This window comes from Brevibacillus borstelensis, assembly GCF_037834415.1.
GTDB classification, from domain to species: Bacteria; Bacillota; Bacilli; order Brevibacillales; family Brevibacillaceae; genus Brevibacillus; species Brevibacillus borstelensis_A.
This window is the reverse complement of record NZ_JAUMSJ010000034.1, coordinates 13,098-29,657: the sequence shown is the minus strand read 5'-3', so window position 1 is coordinate 29,657 and position 16,560 is coordinate 13,098. Positions and strand designations below refer to the sequence as shown.

Here is a 16,560-nt window from a genome sequence, read left to right as displayed (position 1 = left end):
AGGGGAGCAACCCATATCGAAAAAGGGGGTGTCCGTCCGTCATGAACATCGCTTCCCTGAACCTTCGTCAGGCTATCATGTACAAAATGCAGGGCTCTGACGCAAATGCCGTGGAAGATACAATCAGCGACGCCATTTCCACCGGGCAAGAAAAAACGCTTCCGGGATTGGGCGTTTTGTTCGAAGTGCTGTGGCAAAACAGCGATGCCGCCAGCCGTCAGGAAATGGTGCAAACGATTGCCGAGCATCTGCCGAAACAGGCTGAGCGTCCGGTTTAAGGAAGAGAGGGAGAGACTTCACGGTCTCTCCCTTTTCGCTCTAATGCATTTCCATGCCCAATCGCCGCAGCTTTACCGTGTATTTGACGTCGATCGGGAATTCCTTGAAATCTTTGAACCAATTGTGATGTCTCCAGTAGTCATTGTAATGATGGCCGCGCAGGGCGAGACCGAGCTTGAGGATGTCGCTGTTGTATTGATTCTGCAAGATGTCCAGCATTTTTCTCGCTCGTTTCTCCATTTCTTCTTTGAAAAGCTTTTGCAGCATCCTGATCACTTCTTCTGGAGATCCTTGCGGCTTTTGCGTCATTTCCACGATGTCCCCCTGCACCTCGCAAAAATACGTCACGGCGTGACCGTTATGGTGTTTCTGTCCCGCAGCATGCGATCCGTTCATTTTCAGTTTTGTTGTGACAAAGTGGGGACGAAAGGCGACATACCCTCCTTTCGTTCCAGGGAGCGGTACAACGACATCTCCCCCCCTTTTCTCATCTCTCAACTGGAGCAGCGGCCACGTTTGAATATCATTTAGCGATCCGACCATTTTTTGACCGCGAAAAACGGCCACTCCCTTCCATTTGACGTCATCCTTGTAAGCCTTTACGTAGTTAAGCATCGGCTGCATGGTCTCGTTGGACGTTTGAATCAGATATTCTCCCATTGTTTGATCAGGGATGATGCCCATTTTGGTCCCGTTCTCGATGAGATCCATTAAAAAAACAACCGGAATCTGAATCAGGCCCGGTTTCATCTCCAGCAAATCGGATGCTTTCCCTTGAACGATGACGGGCCACATCAGGCGGCGTATTTGAGGGTCGCGTCGAAAGGCGTCAATGATGTCATCAATCCCTCTTCTGGCCACTTCTTCACTGATCGCCAGTACCCGCGTATGCCCGAGAAAAATGCGCTGATTCAGACGTTGCTGGAGGTTGTTGGAAGCATCAACGACGGTCTTCCCGGTGACACTCATGATCTTGACCGCATCCTTGTTTCCTCCCCCGCCTTGCCCGCTGCTGCCGGCAATTTTGATCGGAATCGGAATTTGGACAGTCAATTTATACATGTTCTTCTTGCCCTCGACCATGTCGATGCCAATCGCGATCACGGATGTTCTCTCTTCCAGTTCACGGCGATCCCAGCAGCCGGTCAAAAGCGACATCATCAGAAAGAGAAGCAGACAGCAGACGGAAACCCGGCCTTTAGCCATGTGCATCACTCCTCTTTTCCGTTCTTCTTCCCCTGTCGCGATAGAGCATAATTAGCCAATGAATCAAAGGGGAGACGACGCTGATCCAGACCGTCGTGTAGCCTAGAAAAGTGGTCACATTGAAAATCTCCACGATGTTCTGCGGCCGAATCGCAACGAAAAAGAGGGGAATGACCAGAACGATGGAAGCAATTCGCTGGAACAGCATCCCTTTCTTCAGCAGCTGGCGCAAGCTGTAGATTAAAGCATAGTATCCATTGGCTACAGTCGTAAAAACAGCAGCTACCCAGACAGCCAGAAAAGCCGATTCCAGCCGTTCCAGTATCAATCCGGGCACTTGCGTCGTCTTGACCAGCTCCAGAGTAGGCCAGGTTACCTTTTGCAATTCCTCATAGCCAAAGACGACAATCCCCGCCAAAACGATCAATGTGTAAACAAAAACAGAGATCCCGATACCGTAGAACCCTGCTTTCACTTTCCCTGTATCTCCGTGTGCGAAAGCAAAAAAGATCAGCATGATCTCGTAGCCGTGGAATGAATAACTGGTCTCAAACGATCCCATGATCGCGGTTTTCAAAGGAACCCTGATCAGTGGAAGAATGTTGTTCCACTCCGCCTTTTGAAAGGAAGCAAACGCAATAAACAACACCGGGAACAAGATTAGCGGAAACAGGATTTCATTGACCCGGGCCAGGGTATCGAGCTCGTGCAAGCAGAGAAACACGGCCAAAACGAACATCGAGACGATGATGACCTCCAGTGGGGTATCCTGCAGAACGGCGGTAACGACAACCTCGCCAAAGATACGGGACGTGATGGCCGTGCTCACGAAGAGAACGCCTATAAAAATCAGAATCCAGGGAAGGCTGAGCCAAAACCCCAAACGGGAATGCTCGTGTCCTCCCCACACAATCGGACTATACTGGATAAATGTCAATCCAGGGAAACGCCTGCTTAACACCGCGATCAACCAAATGACAAAAAACGCGAAAATCGAACCCAAAATCGGAGCCAGCCAGCCCGCTTCAAGCATCTTTTCCGTGGTCGTTCTCGGCAAGGTCAATATGCCCACGCCGATTAGCGTACTGGTTATGATCGAAGTCATTTGCCATAGGGAAAACGTATTATGCTGAGGATCCTTGCCAAGCTGGCCCATTACTGTCTCCCCTCCTTGCGGATTTCATCCTGTGGATGAAACATGGTGGGGCGTCTTTTCAGCCACTTGAACGGCATGCGAATGACCATATCCCTCATAGCGGCCAAATTAATCGGGCTGACCGGTGTCATGTAAGGGACGCCAAACGACTTTAAGGACGAGAGATGGACCAGAATAATGATGATGAACAGCATGATCCCGTACAATCCGAACATCCCCGCCAAAAGCATCAGCGGGAATCTCAGCATCCGAATGGCGATGGCGGCGCTGTAGCTTGGCGTCGCAAAGGAACCAATCGTGGTCAGGGCGACAATGATGACCATGACCGGACTGACGAGGCCGGCCGACACGGCGGCTTCCCCGACGACAAGCGCTCCGACGATCCCGATGGTCGGTCCGATTGGGCCGGGCAGACGTACGCTTGCTTCACGGAGAATCTCAATCGCTACCTCCATAATTAATGCTTCCATCACCGACGGAAAGGGCACTGTTGATCGTCCAGCGGCCATGGCTATCACAAGCCGCGAAGGGATCATCTCCGGATGAAACGAGCTGAAGGCAATGTAGAGGGACGGCAGGAGCAACGCGATAATCATGCTGGCTCCCCGAATCATCCTGATAAAGGTTGCGATGTAAAAGCGCTCATAGTAATCTTCCGGGCTTTGATAGAACTGTGAGAAAACAGCTGGCGCGACCAGAGCGAATGGAGTGCCGTCAACCAAAATGGCCACCTTTCCTTCCAGCAGGTTGGCGACCACCTTGTCCGGCCTCTCCGTGTTCTGGATTTGCGGGAAAGGAGACCAGCGGCTGTCCTGGATCATTTGCTCGATATACCCGCTCTCCAAAATGGCGTCGATGTTGATGTGTTCAATTCTTCGGCAAATTTCCTGAACGATGGGCGGATGGGCGATCCCCTCGATATATGTAACGTAAATATCCGTCTGTGTCCGTTGCCCTACCACAAAGTGCTTGAGCCGCAGGTTGGGATCTTTTAGCCGCGAGCGGATTAACGCAGAATTAACGCAAAGCGTCTCCGCAAAGCCGTCGCGCGGCCCCCGTACGACAGACTCCGTTTTGGGCTCTTCCACCCCACGCCGCTCCCACCCTCTGGTGTTGTTTAAAAACACCTTATTCTGTCCCTCCAGGACAAGTACGGCATTTCCAGAGAGGATGTTGCGAATCGTCTGCCGCAGTCTATCTGTAGATTCAAGCTCGTTCACAGCGGTTTTTTCATAGGTGACACTCGTGGAAGTCATAAAACGAATGATATATTCACTGACCACATTTCGATCCACCATACCGTCTATGAATAAAATAGCGGCCTCTGTTCCGTTTTTCACAGTAAACCTCCGTACTACCAGGTCATCGCTTTTACCGAGCTGTTTTTCTAGCAAAGCGATATTTTCTTCCAGACTGGAGGAGAGGATCGTATCAGGCACGCTTTCCATGCTTTTGTTGGCATGTTGGTCAAGTACAGCAGCACGCAAGCTTGCTTTCCGCTTTTCCCATGCTTTCCAAAACTGGCTCAACGCTCTCCCCCCTGTACCATCAGATGTGGTTAGTGTGCCCAAAAATGGAGGGAACACTCTCCTTTTCATGCTTATGGAACTGAGTGGACATACAAAAAAGCCCGCCTTCAAATCAAGGCGGACCATTTCAGGATGCTTTCGCTATCGAATCGCTATGAAAAGCAAATACATCTGAATGATGAAAAAAATCGGAACAGGAATAGTAAAGGAAAGGTGCTTGGTCTTGTGACGGAAAAAGATCATTCCCGCCCAAGTACCTGCCGCCCCTCCCAGCGCGGCTACGAGCAGAAGTCCAGACTCCGGAATGCGAAGCTTTCCCTGCTTTGCCCACCGTTTATCTTTCGCCATCATAATCAGCGCGTATATATTCACAAGAGCGGTACCTGCGTACAGCCACAGCTGCTGCCCGCTCCACCAGCCATACCCGATCAATATCCAGGCACAGAGAAGCAGGACATTGCGAATCGTTTTATACGTTTTCAAATGACGCTGGTTGTTCATTTCTACTCTCCTTTTGCCCGAAAAGCGCGGTTGGCAAGAACAAACCGGCGAATGAAGAGACCTACCGCGAACAAAGCCGCCAGCACCAGAAGCCCGTATATCCCGTAGGAGCGGATTAGTGTGACAATCCCTTCCACATTGCTTCCAAATACGTAGCCGATGGCATAGAATACTGCCGTCCAGATTAAGCCGATCGGGTAGGACAGAATCGCATAGCGGCGGAAGGTCATCCCGCTCATCGCAACGATGTAAGGAACGATGTGCCGAACAACTGGAAACAGATAGCTGAAGCACAGCGCGAGCGTGCCATACTTCTCCAGCAAGGCAGTGGAGCGCTGGACCGTATGCCGCATCTTTTCACTTTTGGACAACCACCTCAGGATCGGTTTGCCAAAGAACTTTCCGAGCAAAAATCCGATCGTCAATCCTGAAGCTACCCCGATGTACCCAGCCAAAAAAGCGTAGACCGGGTCCAGCAGTTTAATCGAAGCCAGAAATCCCCCCGTGGCCACCACCAATTCATCCGGTATGGGCAATCCGACGATCCCCAGCCAGAGCAAAAAGAAGATGGCAATATAGCCGTATTGCTCGATTATCGACATCAACAGGTTGATTTCCATGGCGCAAAAAATCCCCTATCCTCGCCGCTTGGCTCTGTTTCATTCGGGCCGCCGGCGCTTTTTCCAATTTCATATCCCTTTTACCTATACGGATGCAGAACCAAAAAAGTTACTTGTACTATTTTGCAATCCGGACAAGGCTTTTATCAAGGCAAAACATCGATTGACCAGAAAATGATTTACCGTACGGACAAAAGCTCGTCACGTTTGACCACCGTATAGGAGTTATCCTGACCTTCCTGATAGGGATAATACACAACCATAACGTACGGGCCTTCCACAAGCTCTCCCGACTCCTCCCACTTCTCCACGTCGAAGGAAACGAGAGCAGGCAGGGTGTGCTTGAAATATTCCTTATCCGTTGCTGCATGGCGGGCGAAGTCCTCGCGCAGCTGCCCACGCTTCTCCGCGACGACCTGATGCAGCGCTTGCAGATCGGATTTTTCGAGAATGTCATCCCACCAGAGCTTGCGCGGACGATGCTTTTGGTTGCGGAGGTAATCGTATTTCATCAGGCTGAGAATGTGCTCCATCTGCTGCGATCCGCGGCTCTCCAGAAACAGGCGCAAGCGAAGGAACAGATCCTCCAGCTGATGGCCGATGCGGCTCCACCCTTGCTCTTCCCAAAAATCTCCGAATTCCTGAAAGAAATCAAACGGCGTTTCAAAGGTGCGGGTCACGAGCCATTCCAGCGTGTTGTCCATCCGATGCGCATTCCAGTACTTCTCCAGAATATCCTCTGCGCGCTTGATCCGCTGCATGTCGCCAAAGGAAAGCACATTGTTGCCAAGAATTTCGTAGGGAGCCTGGTCCATGTAAATGTAGCCGTGGTTGGCTGCCCGCGCTCTGACGCCTGTCCCCCTGAGCATCTTCAAAAATCCGAGCTGCAGTTCTTCGGGCCGGAGCGCGAACACATCGTTGAACGTCTTCCGGAACGAATGGTAATCCTCTTCGGGCAGACCTGCAATCAAATCGAGATGCTGGTCGATTTTTTTGGAGTTCTTGATTTTGGTCACCGTGCTGGCAAGGCGATCAAAGCGCTGGATCCGCTGTACCAGACGGTTCGTTTCGTCGTTGGTCGACTGTACGCCGATTTCAAAACGGAAAATGCCCGGTGGCGCATTTTCGATCAGGAAATCAAGAACGTCGGCCCGCAGAATATCTGCCGTGATCTCAAACTGAAACACGGTCCCGTTGTGATTGTCAATCAGGAACTGAAAGATTTCCAGCGCGTACTTCTTGTTGATGTTAAACGTCCGGTCAACGAATTTGATCGTCTTGACTCCGTGCGAAATGAGTCTCGACAGATCGGCCTTCACTCGTTCAAGCCCGAAATAACGCACGCCGTCTTCGATGGAGGACAGACAGTACTGGCACTTGAACGGGCAGCCGCGCGACGCCTCGAAATAGACAACCCGGTTGTTCAACTCGTCCAGATCCTCTTCATAGGGAGACGGAATCGTATCCAGGTTCTCGATCTGTGCCCGCGGCGCGCTGAATCTCACATGCTCACCCTCGCGATAGGCGATGCCCGCGACTTCCTTCAGGCGAGGAGGCTCTCCTGTCCGAAACGACTCATCATAGGCTTGCATCAATTCAAGAAAGGTCTGTTCTCCTTCTCCCAGCACAATCACGTCGAACTCCGGATGCTGCTTGAGCCACTGGTCCGCATCATAGCTTACCTCCGGGCCTCCAACGATAATAGGCAGGTCGGGACGGATTTTTTTCAGGTTGGCGATCACATCGATCGTCTCGCGTATATTCCAGATGTAACAGGAAAAAGCGGCAATGTCCGGCTGCCGCTTGTAGATGTCTCCGACGACATTCAGCGTTACATCGTTAATCGTGAATTCGGCCAATTCAATATCGGGAAACACCGGCTTTGTATAGCTGCGAAGATAACGCAAGGCCAGTGAAGAGTGTATGAACTTCGCATTTAGTGTGCTTAACAAAATTTTCATCTGTACGTGTACTCCTCTTGGACAAATCTCGCCCTGTCTTTCACACAGGGGACAGGCACGTTTTGCCTTCTGTAACAGTATCACAAGCCATGCCCGGCAGCAAATGCAGATACTGGTCTCACCCTTTTTTGGTCAACTCCCGTATGACATGTCCAAGCTCCGGCACGATCAATCGGTTCATCGCCAAACGCACAGCCCCTGTAGAGCCAGGCGTGGAAAAAATGGCCTTCCCCTGTTTGACACCCGCGACCGCTCTGCTGAGCATGGCTGCCGAACCGATGTCCTCCGTGTAGCTCAACATGCGAAACAGCTCGCCGAATCCCGGAAGCTCCTTGTCCAAAAGACCCGCAACGGCTTCGAATGTATTGTCGCGAGGGGAAATGCCCGTTCCTCCGTTCAGCAAAAGCGCTTGTACCTTGGGATCGGCCACTCCTTCTTCGATAGCTGCGATCACCTCTGCAGGCTCGTCTTTGACGATGCGATAGCGCAGGGTCACATGACCGCCTTCCCGCAACAGTTCCATCATCAGTTGGCCGCTCTTGTCAGTCTCCTCCGTCCTCGTATCCGAAACGGTGATGACCATGCATGCAACCTGTTTCGGAGCATGTTCCTTGTGTTCCTTCGTGCTCAACTGTTTTCATCCTCTCTGAAAACAGTCCATTCAGCCTGGACCGTTTCTCTCCTGACTTTTCTATGAAGCCATGATACCATTTTCACGGCAAGCCTATCCAGTCACTTGCTCCACCGATCCGATGAAATGTTTCATCCCCCTGCTTACTCCGGATTGTTTTATAATGAAGCGATAGCAGTTCGAATTTGTCCTGCATCGAGGTGGGTCCCCAAATGCCGAATCATCCTTTCTTTTCCTTTCACTTTCACAAGCATTCGAAAACGCCGCTCAATGTCCAACTGTTTGAACAGCTGCAAACAGCCATTTTGCACGGTGCCTTGCTCCAGGGGGACCAGCTTGTTTCGCTTCGCGAGATGAAGGCGATCACCGGCTGTTCCTTGGAAACCGTGAAAAAAGCGTACGATCTGCTGGCCCGGCACGAATGGGTGGAAGCCCGGCACGGAAAAGGGTATTTCCTCACCGCAAAAGCCAGACAGCTGCGCCGCAGCGACTATCTTCCCCTGTCCGACATTCCGCTCTACTCACTGGCTGATTCTACGCCCCCGCCCGGTGACGACCTGTTGCGCCGCCTCCGCTCGGCCTTTGCGGATAGTGTACATGTCTTGACTGAGCAGGCGGGCCGGAAGAAAAACCGCAGAATGGAAGCTGCAGACGCCTATAGCGCTCATTTGAACAGACGGGGGGTACCTGCCTCACCCGAACGGCTGCTGTTGTTTAACCGCAGCACCAGCGCTTTCACCTTTATGGCACAGCAGCTTATAAAGAAAGCGGAAATCGTCTTTGTCGAAGAATACCATTACCCCGTATTTTCTGCCATGCTGAAACATAGCGGCATCACTGTGAAAGCCATGCCACTTGACCGTGAAGGGATTGATCCGGAGGCTTTGGAAGCGGCAACGAGCTTGGGAGCTCCCGGATGGCTGCTGATCAATCCGCATCACCATTTTCCTACCGGAATCAGCTATTCTCGCAAGCGAAAACAGTACGTGCTGGAGTGGGCGGAAAGAAACGGCGTGAAGCTGCTTGAAAACGACCACCACGGCGACCTGTGGTTTCGCAAGCCAAGCCGCACCCTTTGCCAGCTTGGGCTGGAAACAGGGCATGCGGTCCCGGTCTATACGTTTCACTCCTTTTCCAAAACACTCGGCCGCGACCTTCAACTGGGGGCTCTGCTCCTGCCCAAACAGCTCCCGGAAAAAGAGCGGGAACGCCTGCGTCAGCTCGTTTCTCTGACAGGAGCCGAACCGTCCTTGCTTATTTTGGAAGCAGTCGTTTCCTTATTGAATGATCCGTGGTTTTCCGAGGTCTATCTGGCTGAAAGACGCTCGCTTTTTTTCGCCAGATGGCAATGCCTGCTTCAGGAGCAGCAGCAGGCCCTTCCCGCACATGCCCGTCTGCTGCCGATAAAGGGCGGGCTCAATACATGGATAGAGTGGGGCTCCCCCGGTACCCGCGCCGCCGAACAGGAAAATCGGGTGATCACTCTCCTGCGCGAAGAGGGGCTTGAACTGACGGGAGGACAATCGTTTCGCCTGCCCGATGAACCGGAAGGGCTGATCCGCCGTCCAGCCGTTCGCTTTCCGTTGTCTCCTCTGGACAAGCGGGAGCTGTCTTATTGGCTGCACCGCCTGGGAGCGGTGCTCCTTCGTTAGTAAAAATCAGTCTTCACCATTCGCTTTCCGTCCATTATACTTACAGTGGCTCATGACATACTAAGCAAAAGCCTTCTGCCCAATCAAACGGAGAGAACCGAGGATGATCGCGAATGATACGAAAAATTGTAGAGAAGCTGCACCTTGATCCGCCAAAGACCCTCGTCCTGGGTTTCGCCCTTATCATCATGCTGGGTGCCTTCCTGCTGACGCTGCCTGTCGCAACGGTTGACGGGTTGGGGCTTTCCTGGCTGGATGCCTTGTTCACGGCTACGTCCGCGACATGTGTCACCGGATTGGTCGTCGTGGATACCGGCACGACATTCACTCTGTTTGGGCAGCTCGTGATCTTGACCTTGATCCAGGTTGGCGGACTTGGCTTCATGACGATCGCCACTTTTTTTGCTCTGCTCATGCGCAAGCGCATTTCGTTGCGGGAACGCCTGCTGCTGCAAGAATCCTTGAATCAGGTCTCGATTGAAGGAATCGTCCGGCTGGCAAAGCTGATCATTATCTTTACGGCAGTGGCCGAGGTTATCGGCGGACTGCTGCTCGCCCTGCGCTTTTCTTTTGAGATGCCTGTCGGAAAGGCTTTTTACTACGGATTTTTTCATGCCATCTCCAATTTTAACAATGCCGGCTTCGACCTTATGGGCGAGTTTTCCAGCATGACGCGCTATGTGGCAGACCCAGTGGTGAACCTGGTCATCTGTTCGCTGATCATTCTGGGCGGGATCGGCTTTATCGTCGTCAGTGAAGTGTTCGAATACCGCCGGACGAGGCGCTTGTCGCTTCACACAAAAGTGGTTTTGTATACGACAGCCGCCCTGATCCTGATCGGAACCGGTCTGATTTTTATGCTGGAATACACCAATTCGAAGACGCTTCAGCCGCTTTCTCCATTGGGAAAAGTGTTCGGCTCCCTGTACCAGTCCGTCACCGCTCGTACAGCAGGCTCCAACACACTGAGCATTGGCGACATGAGGCAGTCCTCGCTGCTTCTCATCATCCTGCTGATGTTTATCGGGGCTTCTCCCGGCTCCACCGGGGGCGGAATCAAGACCACGACCTTCGCCACGCTGATCGGCGCCGTCATCGCCCAGATCAAAGGGAAGGAAGACGTCATTTTCTTCCGCCAGAGACTGCTTCCCCATGTCATCTACAAATCGCTGACCGTAACCGTCATCGGAATGCTTGTCGTGGTGGTCGTGACGATGGTCCTGTCCATTACCGAGCCGGGAGCCGAATTTCAGATGATCTTGTTTGAAGTAACCTCTGCTTTTGCCACAACGGGGCTCTCGATGGGACTCACCCCGATGCTGACCCCGATCGGCAAGCTCCTGATCATCTTGACAATGTTTGCGGGCAGGTTGGGACCACTCACCATCGCCTTTGCGCTCGCCCAACGCAAGCAAAAGGAATACTATCGCTATCCAAAAGGAAAAATCATGATCGGATAAATAACAGAACAGCCCCGTCTTTCAGCTCAATGGCCGAATGGACGGGGTTGTCGTTTTTCGAGCCCAAAAATAGCCGGCAAGCAGCAAAGCAAGACTCCAAGCACCGCTCACATAGAGCGGATCGATGCCGGTCGCAGGCATCAGCAGCCAGCTCCAGAGCAGAGCGAATATTGGCGCTCCCCAGATCGCGGCCACTCCCCAGCGCTCATGCACCGGCTTTAGTTGGAGCAAGAAGAAGAGCACGGGAAAAAATACAGTCACGCCTCTGAGCGTCATCGCCAGGAAGGCCCAGTGAAGGATGAGCGCTTGCTCGTCCAGACAGACAAATGCATAGGCAACCAAAATGACGGCGATGATCAATACTCGCGATAGGGCGAGATTTTTATCGTCTGAGCGAAAGCGTGCTGAATATTTCTGGATCACGTCGCGATTGAGAATCGTCGCAATGCTGAGAGTCAAGGCTGCGCCCGTCATCACCACCGAAAGCAGGATCACCGCATATGCCGTACCCGCTAGCCATGCAGGGGAGTGGATCAGGAAAAACTGAGGGACAGCCTCCCGAGGGGCGAGCTGCGGATGGACGTCATGCATATACATCCCGATCCAGGCGCTCACCAGACCGATCAACATAATGACAGCTCCGGCTGTCAAAGCGCCTGTCCGCGCCTCTGCGGCACTGCGGCTGGCAAAAATCGGCTGAATATAGGCCTGCGTTGAAAAGATGCCGACGATCATGGCTGCCCCCTGCGCCCAGCCGATTCCCGCTTCCGGCACAGTCAGGGTAAAGCGTCCTTCGTCCCACCAGCGAATGTAGCTGTCTGGGTCCACGTGCCCCCACAGCCAGACACCTGTGCCGACGAGCAGCACAATCAGCATCGCCGTTTTTAACGTTCCGACAATACTGGCCCCCATAAAGCCGCCAGCCAGCACATAAGCGAAGATTAAAAAGGCCGGTATCAACGCCATGACAGCCAGTGGCCCTCGCCAAAAAACAGAGACGAACGGAAGCGCAGCCAGCAATTGTGCAATCACCTGAATAAACATGCCCAAGGATAAAAACAAGCTGGCTCCCAGCTGCGAGCGGGAACCGTATAGCCCACCGACCAGCTCCGGCAGCGTCTCCACTCTCATCCGGATAAAGCGGTTGGCGCAAATCCCCAGCAGCATGACGGCAAACCCGCCTCCCAGCGTGAACCAGACAGAGGCCAGGCCATACTGGAAGGCAAGCTCTCCCGTCCCGACGATGGAAGTGCCGCCCACGAATCCCCCTACAAGAGCGCCAGCCACCATTCCGGCTGACAATGAGCTCCCCGCATTGCTAAAATCGCTGCTGCGGCGTACAGACCGCTTCGCCACGACACCTGCTGCGACTGTACACATCAATACTGCAAGAAAACTGAGCAGAAAACCGATCGAGGACACGATGTTCTTCCTTTCCCATGCTGCTTATTTGCTCGCTGTTTGTACAAGCGGCGATTAACTGTCGAAACATTACGTTAATGACTTTAGTATATTACAAGAATAAGTATAGTTACAATGTTGTTTGATTGTCTGGGTACAGGCATAGGAGGAAGGAACAATGAAAAATAGACAAGGAACAGGGAAGATTAACTTTGAATTTCAAGTCCGGGGATAAGAATATGACCCTGTCTGCTATCGGCACAAGGGCCTTTGCAAACAGGGTCACATTTGTTTTTTTATTGGGATATGGCGGTGCCGGAAAGCGCTTCGCACACCAGTCGGCCCATTTCTTTTGTTCCGATCGCCTTGCTTTTGTCTGCCGCAATGTCACCAGTACGGTGTCCCGCTTCCAGTACGGACCAGACTGCACGCTCCACTGCATCTGCCGCTTCGTCCATTCCAAGAGAGAGGCGGAGCATCATCGCAGCAGACAAGATCGTTGCCAGCGGATTGGCGATTCCCTGTCCAGCGATGTCAGGCGCCGAGCCGTGAACCGGTTCGTACAGGCCAAAGCTTCCCTCTGCCAGGCTTGCCGAGGCCAGCATCCCGATTGAGCCAGTCAGCATTGCCGCCTGATCGCTCAAAATATCCCCGAACATGTTCTCCGTCACAATGACATCGAATTGTTTGGGAGCGCGAACCAGCTGCATCGCGCACGCGTCGACCAGCATATGGGAAAGCTCGACGTCTGGATAATCGGCCGCTACGCGTTCCGTCACCTTCCGCCAGAGGCGGGAGCTTTCGAGAACATTTGCCTTGTCGACCGAGACCAGTCGTTTTTGGCGCTTGCGGGCCACGTCAAACGCGACGCGGACAATCCGCTCGACCTCTGCCTCGTGATAGATGCATTGATCTTCCGCGACCTCGCCATTCGGTCCGTCGTAGCGCTTTTTCTCTCCGAAGTAAATACCGCCTGTCAGCTCTCGCACGACGATCAGATCGACGCCGGATACGACCTCCGGTTTCAGCGAGGACGCTTCTACCATCGAGGAATGCATGGTCGCCGGACGGATGTTGGCGAACAAGCCCAGTTCTTTGCGAATGCCGAGAAGCCCCGCTTCCGGACGAAGATGGCCGGGATTTTGATCCCATTTCGGACCGCCCACGGCACCCAGCATTACCGCATCCGCTTCTTTCGCGATGGCGATGGTTTCTGCAGGCAGCGGCGTCCCGTCTGTGTCGATAGCGATACCGCCGATTCGTCCGTATTTGTATTCAAAGGTAACTCCTTCACGTTCTGCCACCAAAGAGAGAACCTTAACCGCTTCCTCCATGATTTCCGGTCCGATTCCATCTCCGGGCAGGACTGCGATGCGATAGTTTTTTTTCATCTTCATCCCGCTTTTCTTTCAGTATCGTCTCATGCAAGTATGGTTGATCTCTTCCACGTTTTTTCTCTTCTATTATATACGGTTTCATGGAGCCGATCGGGTTTCCGGCCTCGATCCGGCTCCATCAAGGATTGCCACTTTGCCGTACGCTTCGGTTTCTTCCACTCTATCCTTCTTGCCCATCCATCAATACGTTTAGCTGGTTGCCGCCACCAGGACCTCTCCGCGACGCTCCAAAATCTTGTTGATTGCCCGCACGTAAGCGATGGCGCTCGCTTCCAGGACGTCGGTGCTCACACCGCGGCCGGTTACCGTGAGATCGCCTTGCTGCAAGCGGACATACACCTCGCCGAGCGCATCCTGACCTTGTGTGACCGAGAGAATTTTGTAATCAACCAGGCTGACCTCTTCTCCCGTCGCCCGGTCGATCGCCTTGTAAATGGAATCGACGGAACCGTTGCCGCACGCAGCTTCCTCGCTTGTCGACCCATCTGCCCGCACGAGCCTTACGCTGGCTGTCGGTACAGAAAGGTTGCCGTAGGAGAGCTGAACGGACTCGAGGCGGTACATTTCCGTTCCCCGAACCATTTTTGCGTCCACCAGCGCGAGGATGTCATCGTCGCTGATCTCTTTTTTCTTGTCGCACAATTCCTTGAAGGAGGAAAAAGCCGCGTCGATTTCTTCCTGCTCCAGATGGTATCCAAGCTCCACCAGCTTTTCCTTGAAAGCGTGGCGGCCGGAGTGTTTGCCCAGCACCAGCTTGTTGGATTTGAAGCCGACGGACTCGGGACGAATAATCTCGTAGGTGGTCGCCTCTTTCAGCACGCCGTCCTGGTGAATACCCGATTCATGGGCAAACGCATTCGCTCCCACGACCGCCTTGTTGCCGGGGACGATCATGCCTGTCAACCGGCTGACCAGCTGGCTGGTGCGGGCAATCTCCTTCAGATTCAGCCTTGTCGTCGCCTCGTAGAAATCCTTGCGTGTCTCAAGGGCCAGAGCCACTTCCTCCAACGCTGCGTTGCCGGCGCGCTCGCCGATTCCGTTGATGGTTCCTTCCACCTGTGTGGCGCCCGCTTCTACCGCGGCGAGGCTGTTTGCCACCGCCATGCCCAAATCGTCATGGCAGTGACAGCTGAGGCGGATTCCCTCGATTCCGGGAACGCGCTGGTGCAACTCGCGGAATATGTTTCCGTACTGGTACGGTGTCATGTAACCGACTGTATCCGGGATGTTGACTGTAGTCGCCCCTGCTTTGATCACGGCTTCTACCACTTCGGCCAGAAAATCGATCTCGGTGCGGGCAGCATCCTCGGCGGAGAACTGCACTTCCGTAAAGTAATTCTTGGCGTATGTGACAGCTTCCACCGCTTTCTGAAGCACCTGCTCCTTGGACATGCGCAGCTTGTGCTCGCGGTGAATCGGCGATGTCGCCAAAAAGACGTGGAGGCAGGCGTTTTGCGCATGGCGCAGCGCTTCGTATGCCTTATCCATGTCGCCCTTGACCGCGCGGGCCAGGCTGACGATCGTGGAATTTTTCACGCGCTTTGCCACTTCGGCCACGGACTTTTGGTCGCCCGGGGAGGCAGCGGCAAAACCCGCTTCCATTCTCGTAACGCCCAGCTTCTCCAGTTGTAGGGCGATCTCCACCTTCTCGTTCGTGCTGATGTTGACGCCCGGAGACTGCTCCCCGTCGCGCAGTGTTGTATCAAAAATCTCAATGGTCCGCATGAACTTTCCACCTCCACAAAGTTGTTCTGTTGCCTTTCTTATTTGTTCAGCCAGGACATCATGCCGCGCAGCTTCGCTCCCACTTGCTCGATGCCGTGTTCTGCTTCCAGACGGCGGCGAGCGTTGAAGCCTGGGCGGTTCGCCTGGTTTTCCAAGATCCAGTTGCGGGCGAATGTGCCGTCTTGAATTTCAGCAAGCACTTTTTTCATCTCTTTGCGAGTTTCGTCCGTGATGATGCGACGGCCCGTGCTGTAGTCACCATACTCAGCTGTATCACTGATGGAGTAGCGCATGCGGGCGAGACCGCCTTCGTACATCAGGTCAACGATCAGCTTCAGCTCGTGCAGACATTCGAAGTAGGCGATTTCCGGCTCGTATCCAGCCTCTACCAGCGTGTCGAAGCCCGCTTTTACCAGCTCGCTCACGCCACCGCACAGAACAGCCTGCTCACCGAACAGGTCGGTTTCGGTCTCTTCTCGGAAGGACGTTTCGATGACGCCCGCCCGGGTGCAGCCGATGCCGCTTGCATACGCCAGAGCCGTTTCCTTCGCTTTGCCGGAAGCATCCTGGTATACCGCGATCAGACCTGGAACGCCGAAGCCTTCTTGATACACGCGGCGCACGAGATGGCCCGGGCTCTTTGGAGCAACCATGATCACGTCAACGTCTGCCGGCGGCACGATTTGTCCAAAGTGGATGTTAAACCCGTGGGAGAAGCAAAGCGTCGCGCCCGCTTTCAGATTGCCTGCGATCTCGTCGCGGTATACTTGCGCCTGACGCTCATCCGGCATGAGAATTTGCACGACATCTGCACGGCTGGCCGCTTCCGCTACCGATACGACCTCAAAGCCGTCTTTTGCCGCCTGATCCCAGGATTTTCCTTCACGAAGACCGACAATGACTTTATAACCGCTGTCGCGCAGGTTTTGTGCTTGCGCATGGCCTTGGCTGCCGTATCCGATGATTGCGACCGTTTTTCCTCTCAGTGCCTCTTTGTTTACGTCTGCTTCATAATACATAGTTACCATGTGTATAGCCTCCC

The 16,560-nt window shown here is 53.5% G+C and carries 14 protein-coding genes; 3 read left to right on the top strand and 11 right to left on the bottom strand.

Annotated elements, in window-relative coordinates; all coding sequences use genetic code 11:
* Positions 1-41: 41 nt before the first annotated feature.
* Positions 42-278, top strand: a complete 237-nt coding sequence (sspI, locus tag Q3F21_RS21150; RefSeq protein WP_340257494.1) for a small acid-soluble spore protein SspI — start codon at positions 42-44, stop codon at positions 276-278.
* A gap of 40 nt (positions 279-318) precedes the next feature.
* Here the strand turns inward: sspI and Q3F21_RS21145 are convergent, their stop codons facing one another.
* The 7 genes from Q3F21_RS21145 to Q3F21_RS21115 form a co-directional block, all read right to left on the bottom strand.
* A complete protein-coding gene (locus Q3F21_RS21145) occupies positions 319-1,485 on the bottom strand; it encodes a Ger(x)C family spore germination protein (RefSeq protein ID WP_340257492.1) in 1,167 nt (388 codons plus the stop codon).
* Entirely contained in the window at positions 1,478-2,641 is a 1,164-nt protein-coding gene (locus tag Q3F21_RS21140; RefSeq protein ID WP_340257490.1) for an endospore germination permease, read from the bottom strand. Before Q3F21_RS21140 ends, Q3F21_RS21145 begins: the two co-directional genes overlap by 8 nt.
* A complete protein-coding gene (locus tag Q3F21_RS21135; RefSeq protein WP_340257488.1) occupies positions 2,641-4,170 on the bottom strand; it encodes a spore germination protein in 1,530 nt (509 codons plus the stop codon). The genes Q3F21_RS21140 and Q3F21_RS21135 overlap by 1 nt, the downstream gene beginning before the upstream one ends.
* 141 nt (positions 4,171-4,311) lie before the next feature.
* Positions 4,312-4,671 carry a DUF1294 domain-containing protein gene (locus tag Q3F21_RS21130; RefSeq protein ID WP_340257484.1) on the bottom strand — a complete coding sequence of 120 codons (360 nt, stop codon included), beginning with the start codon at positions 4,669-4,671 and terminating at the stop codon, positions 4,312-4,314.
* A 2-nt stretch (positions 4,672-4,673) separates the two neighbouring features.
* A complete protein-coding gene (locus tag Q3F21_RS21125) occupies positions 4,674-5,291 on the bottom strand; it encodes a DedA family protein (RefSeq protein ID WP_340257483.1) in 618 nt (205 codons plus the stop codon).
* 179 nt (positions 5,292-5,470) lie between these two features.
* The gene (locus Q3F21_RS21120; protein WP_340257481.1) at positions 5,471-7,252 is read right to left on the bottom strand and encodes a B12-binding domain-containing radical SAM protein; all 1,782 of its coding nucleotides are present in this window, start codon (positions 7,250-7,252) and stop codon (positions 5,471-5,473) included.
* A 118-nt stretch (positions 7,253-7,370) separates the two neighbouring features.
* A complete protein-coding gene (locus Q3F21_RS21115) occupies positions 7,371-7,883 on the bottom strand; it encodes a molybdenum cofactor synthesis domain-containing protein (protein ID WP_340257479.1) in 513 nt (170 codons plus the stop codon).
* A gap of 212 nt (positions 7,884-8,095) precedes the next feature.
* Between Q3F21_RS21115 and Q3F21_RS21110 the strand changes: the two genes are divergently transcribed.
* Both Q3F21_RS21110 and Q3F21_RS21105 read left to right on the top strand, forming a co-directional pair.
* A complete protein-coding gene (locus Q3F21_RS21110; protein ID WP_340257477.1) occupies positions 8,096-9,535 on the top strand; it encodes a PLP-dependent aminotransferase family protein in 1,440 nt (479 codons plus the stop codon).
* A 113-nt stretch (positions 9,536-9,648) separates the two neighbouring features.
* On the top strand, positions 9,649-10,995 hold the full coding sequence (locus tag Q3F21_RS21105; protein WP_340257475.1) for a TrkH family potassium uptake protein: 1,347 nt from the start codon (positions 9,649-9,651) through the stop codon (positions 10,993-10,995).
* A 21-nt stretch (positions 10,996-11,016) separates the two neighbouring features.
* Here the strand turns inward: Q3F21_RS21105 and Q3F21_RS21100 are convergent, their stop codons facing one another.
* From Q3F21_RS21100 to ilvC, 4 genes are all read right to left on the bottom strand, one after another.
* Positions 11,017-12,417 (bottom strand): sodium:solute symporter family protein, encoded by a 1,401-nt coding sequence (locus tag Q3F21_RS21100; RefSeq protein WP_340257473.1) that lies wholly within the window; start codon positions 12,415-12,417, stop codon positions 11,017-11,019.
* A 275-nt stretch (positions 12,418-12,692) separates the two neighbouring features.
* The gene (leuB, locus tag Q3F21_RS21095) at positions 12,693-13,787 is read right to left on the bottom strand and encodes a 3-isopropylmalate dehydrogenase (RefSeq protein WP_340257471.1); all 1,095 of its coding nucleotides are present in this window, start codon (positions 13,785-13,787) and stop codon (positions 12,693-12,695) included.
* Positions 13,788-13,982: 195 nt separating this feature from the next.
* Positions 13,983-15,518 carry a 2-isopropylmalate synthase gene (locus tag Q3F21_RS21090; RefSeq protein WP_340257469.1) on the bottom strand — a complete coding sequence of 512 codons (1,536 nt, stop codon included), beginning with the start codon at positions 15,516-15,518 and terminating at the stop codon, positions 13,983-13,985.
* Between the two features lie 38 nt (positions 15,519-15,556).
* The gene (ilvC, locus tag Q3F21_RS21085) at positions 15,557-16,546 is read right to left on the bottom strand and encodes a ketol-acid reductoisomerase (RefSeq protein WP_003387810.1); all 990 of its coding nucleotides are present in this window, start codon (positions 16,544-16,546) and stop codon (positions 15,557-15,559) included.
* Positions 16,547-16,560 lie beyond the last annotated feature (14 nt).

Coding starts and splice junctions, on each gene's coding strand:
- sspI (WP_340257494.1), top strand. CDS start 42: ATGAACATCGCTTCCCTGAACCTTCGTCAGGCTATCATGTACAAAATG.
- Q3F21_RS21145 (WP_340257492.1), bottom strand. CDS start 1,485: ATGGCTAAAGGCCGGGTTTCCGTCTGCTGTCTGCTTCTCTTTCTGATG.
- Q3F21_RS21140 (WP_340257490.1), bottom strand. CDS start 2,641: ATGGGCCAGCTTGGCAAGGATCCTCAGCATAATACGTTTTCCCTATGG.
- Q3F21_RS21130 (WP_340257484.1), bottom strand. CDS start 4,671: ATGAACAACCAGCGTCATTTGAAAACGTATAAAACGATTCGCAATGTC.
- Q3F21_RS21125 (WP_340257483.1), bottom strand. CDS start 5,291: ATGGAAATCAACCTGTTGATGTCGATAATCGAGCAATACGGCTATATT.
- Q3F21_RS21120 (WP_340257481.1), bottom strand. CDS start 7,252: ATGAAAATTTTGTTAAGCACACTAAATGCGAAGTTCATACACTCTTCA.
- Q3F21_RS21110 (WP_340257477.1), top strand. CDS start 8,096: ATGCCGAATCATCCTTTCTTTTCCTTTCACTTTCACAAGCATTCGAAA.
- Q3F21_RS21105 (WP_340257475.1), top strand. CDS start 9,649: ATGATACGAAAAATTGTAGAGAAGCTGCACCTTGATCCGCCAAAGACC.
- leuB (WP_340257471.1), bottom strand. CDS start 13,787: ATGAAAAAAAACTATCGCATCGCAGTCCTGCCCGGAGATGGAATCGGA.
- Q3F21_RS21090 (WP_340257469.1), bottom strand. CDS start 15,518: ATGCGGACCATTGAGATTTTTGATACAACACTGCGCGACGGGGAGCAG.
- ilvC (WP_003387810.1), bottom strand. CDS start 16,546: ATGGTAACTATGTATTATGAAGCAGACGTAAACAAAGAGGCACTGAGA.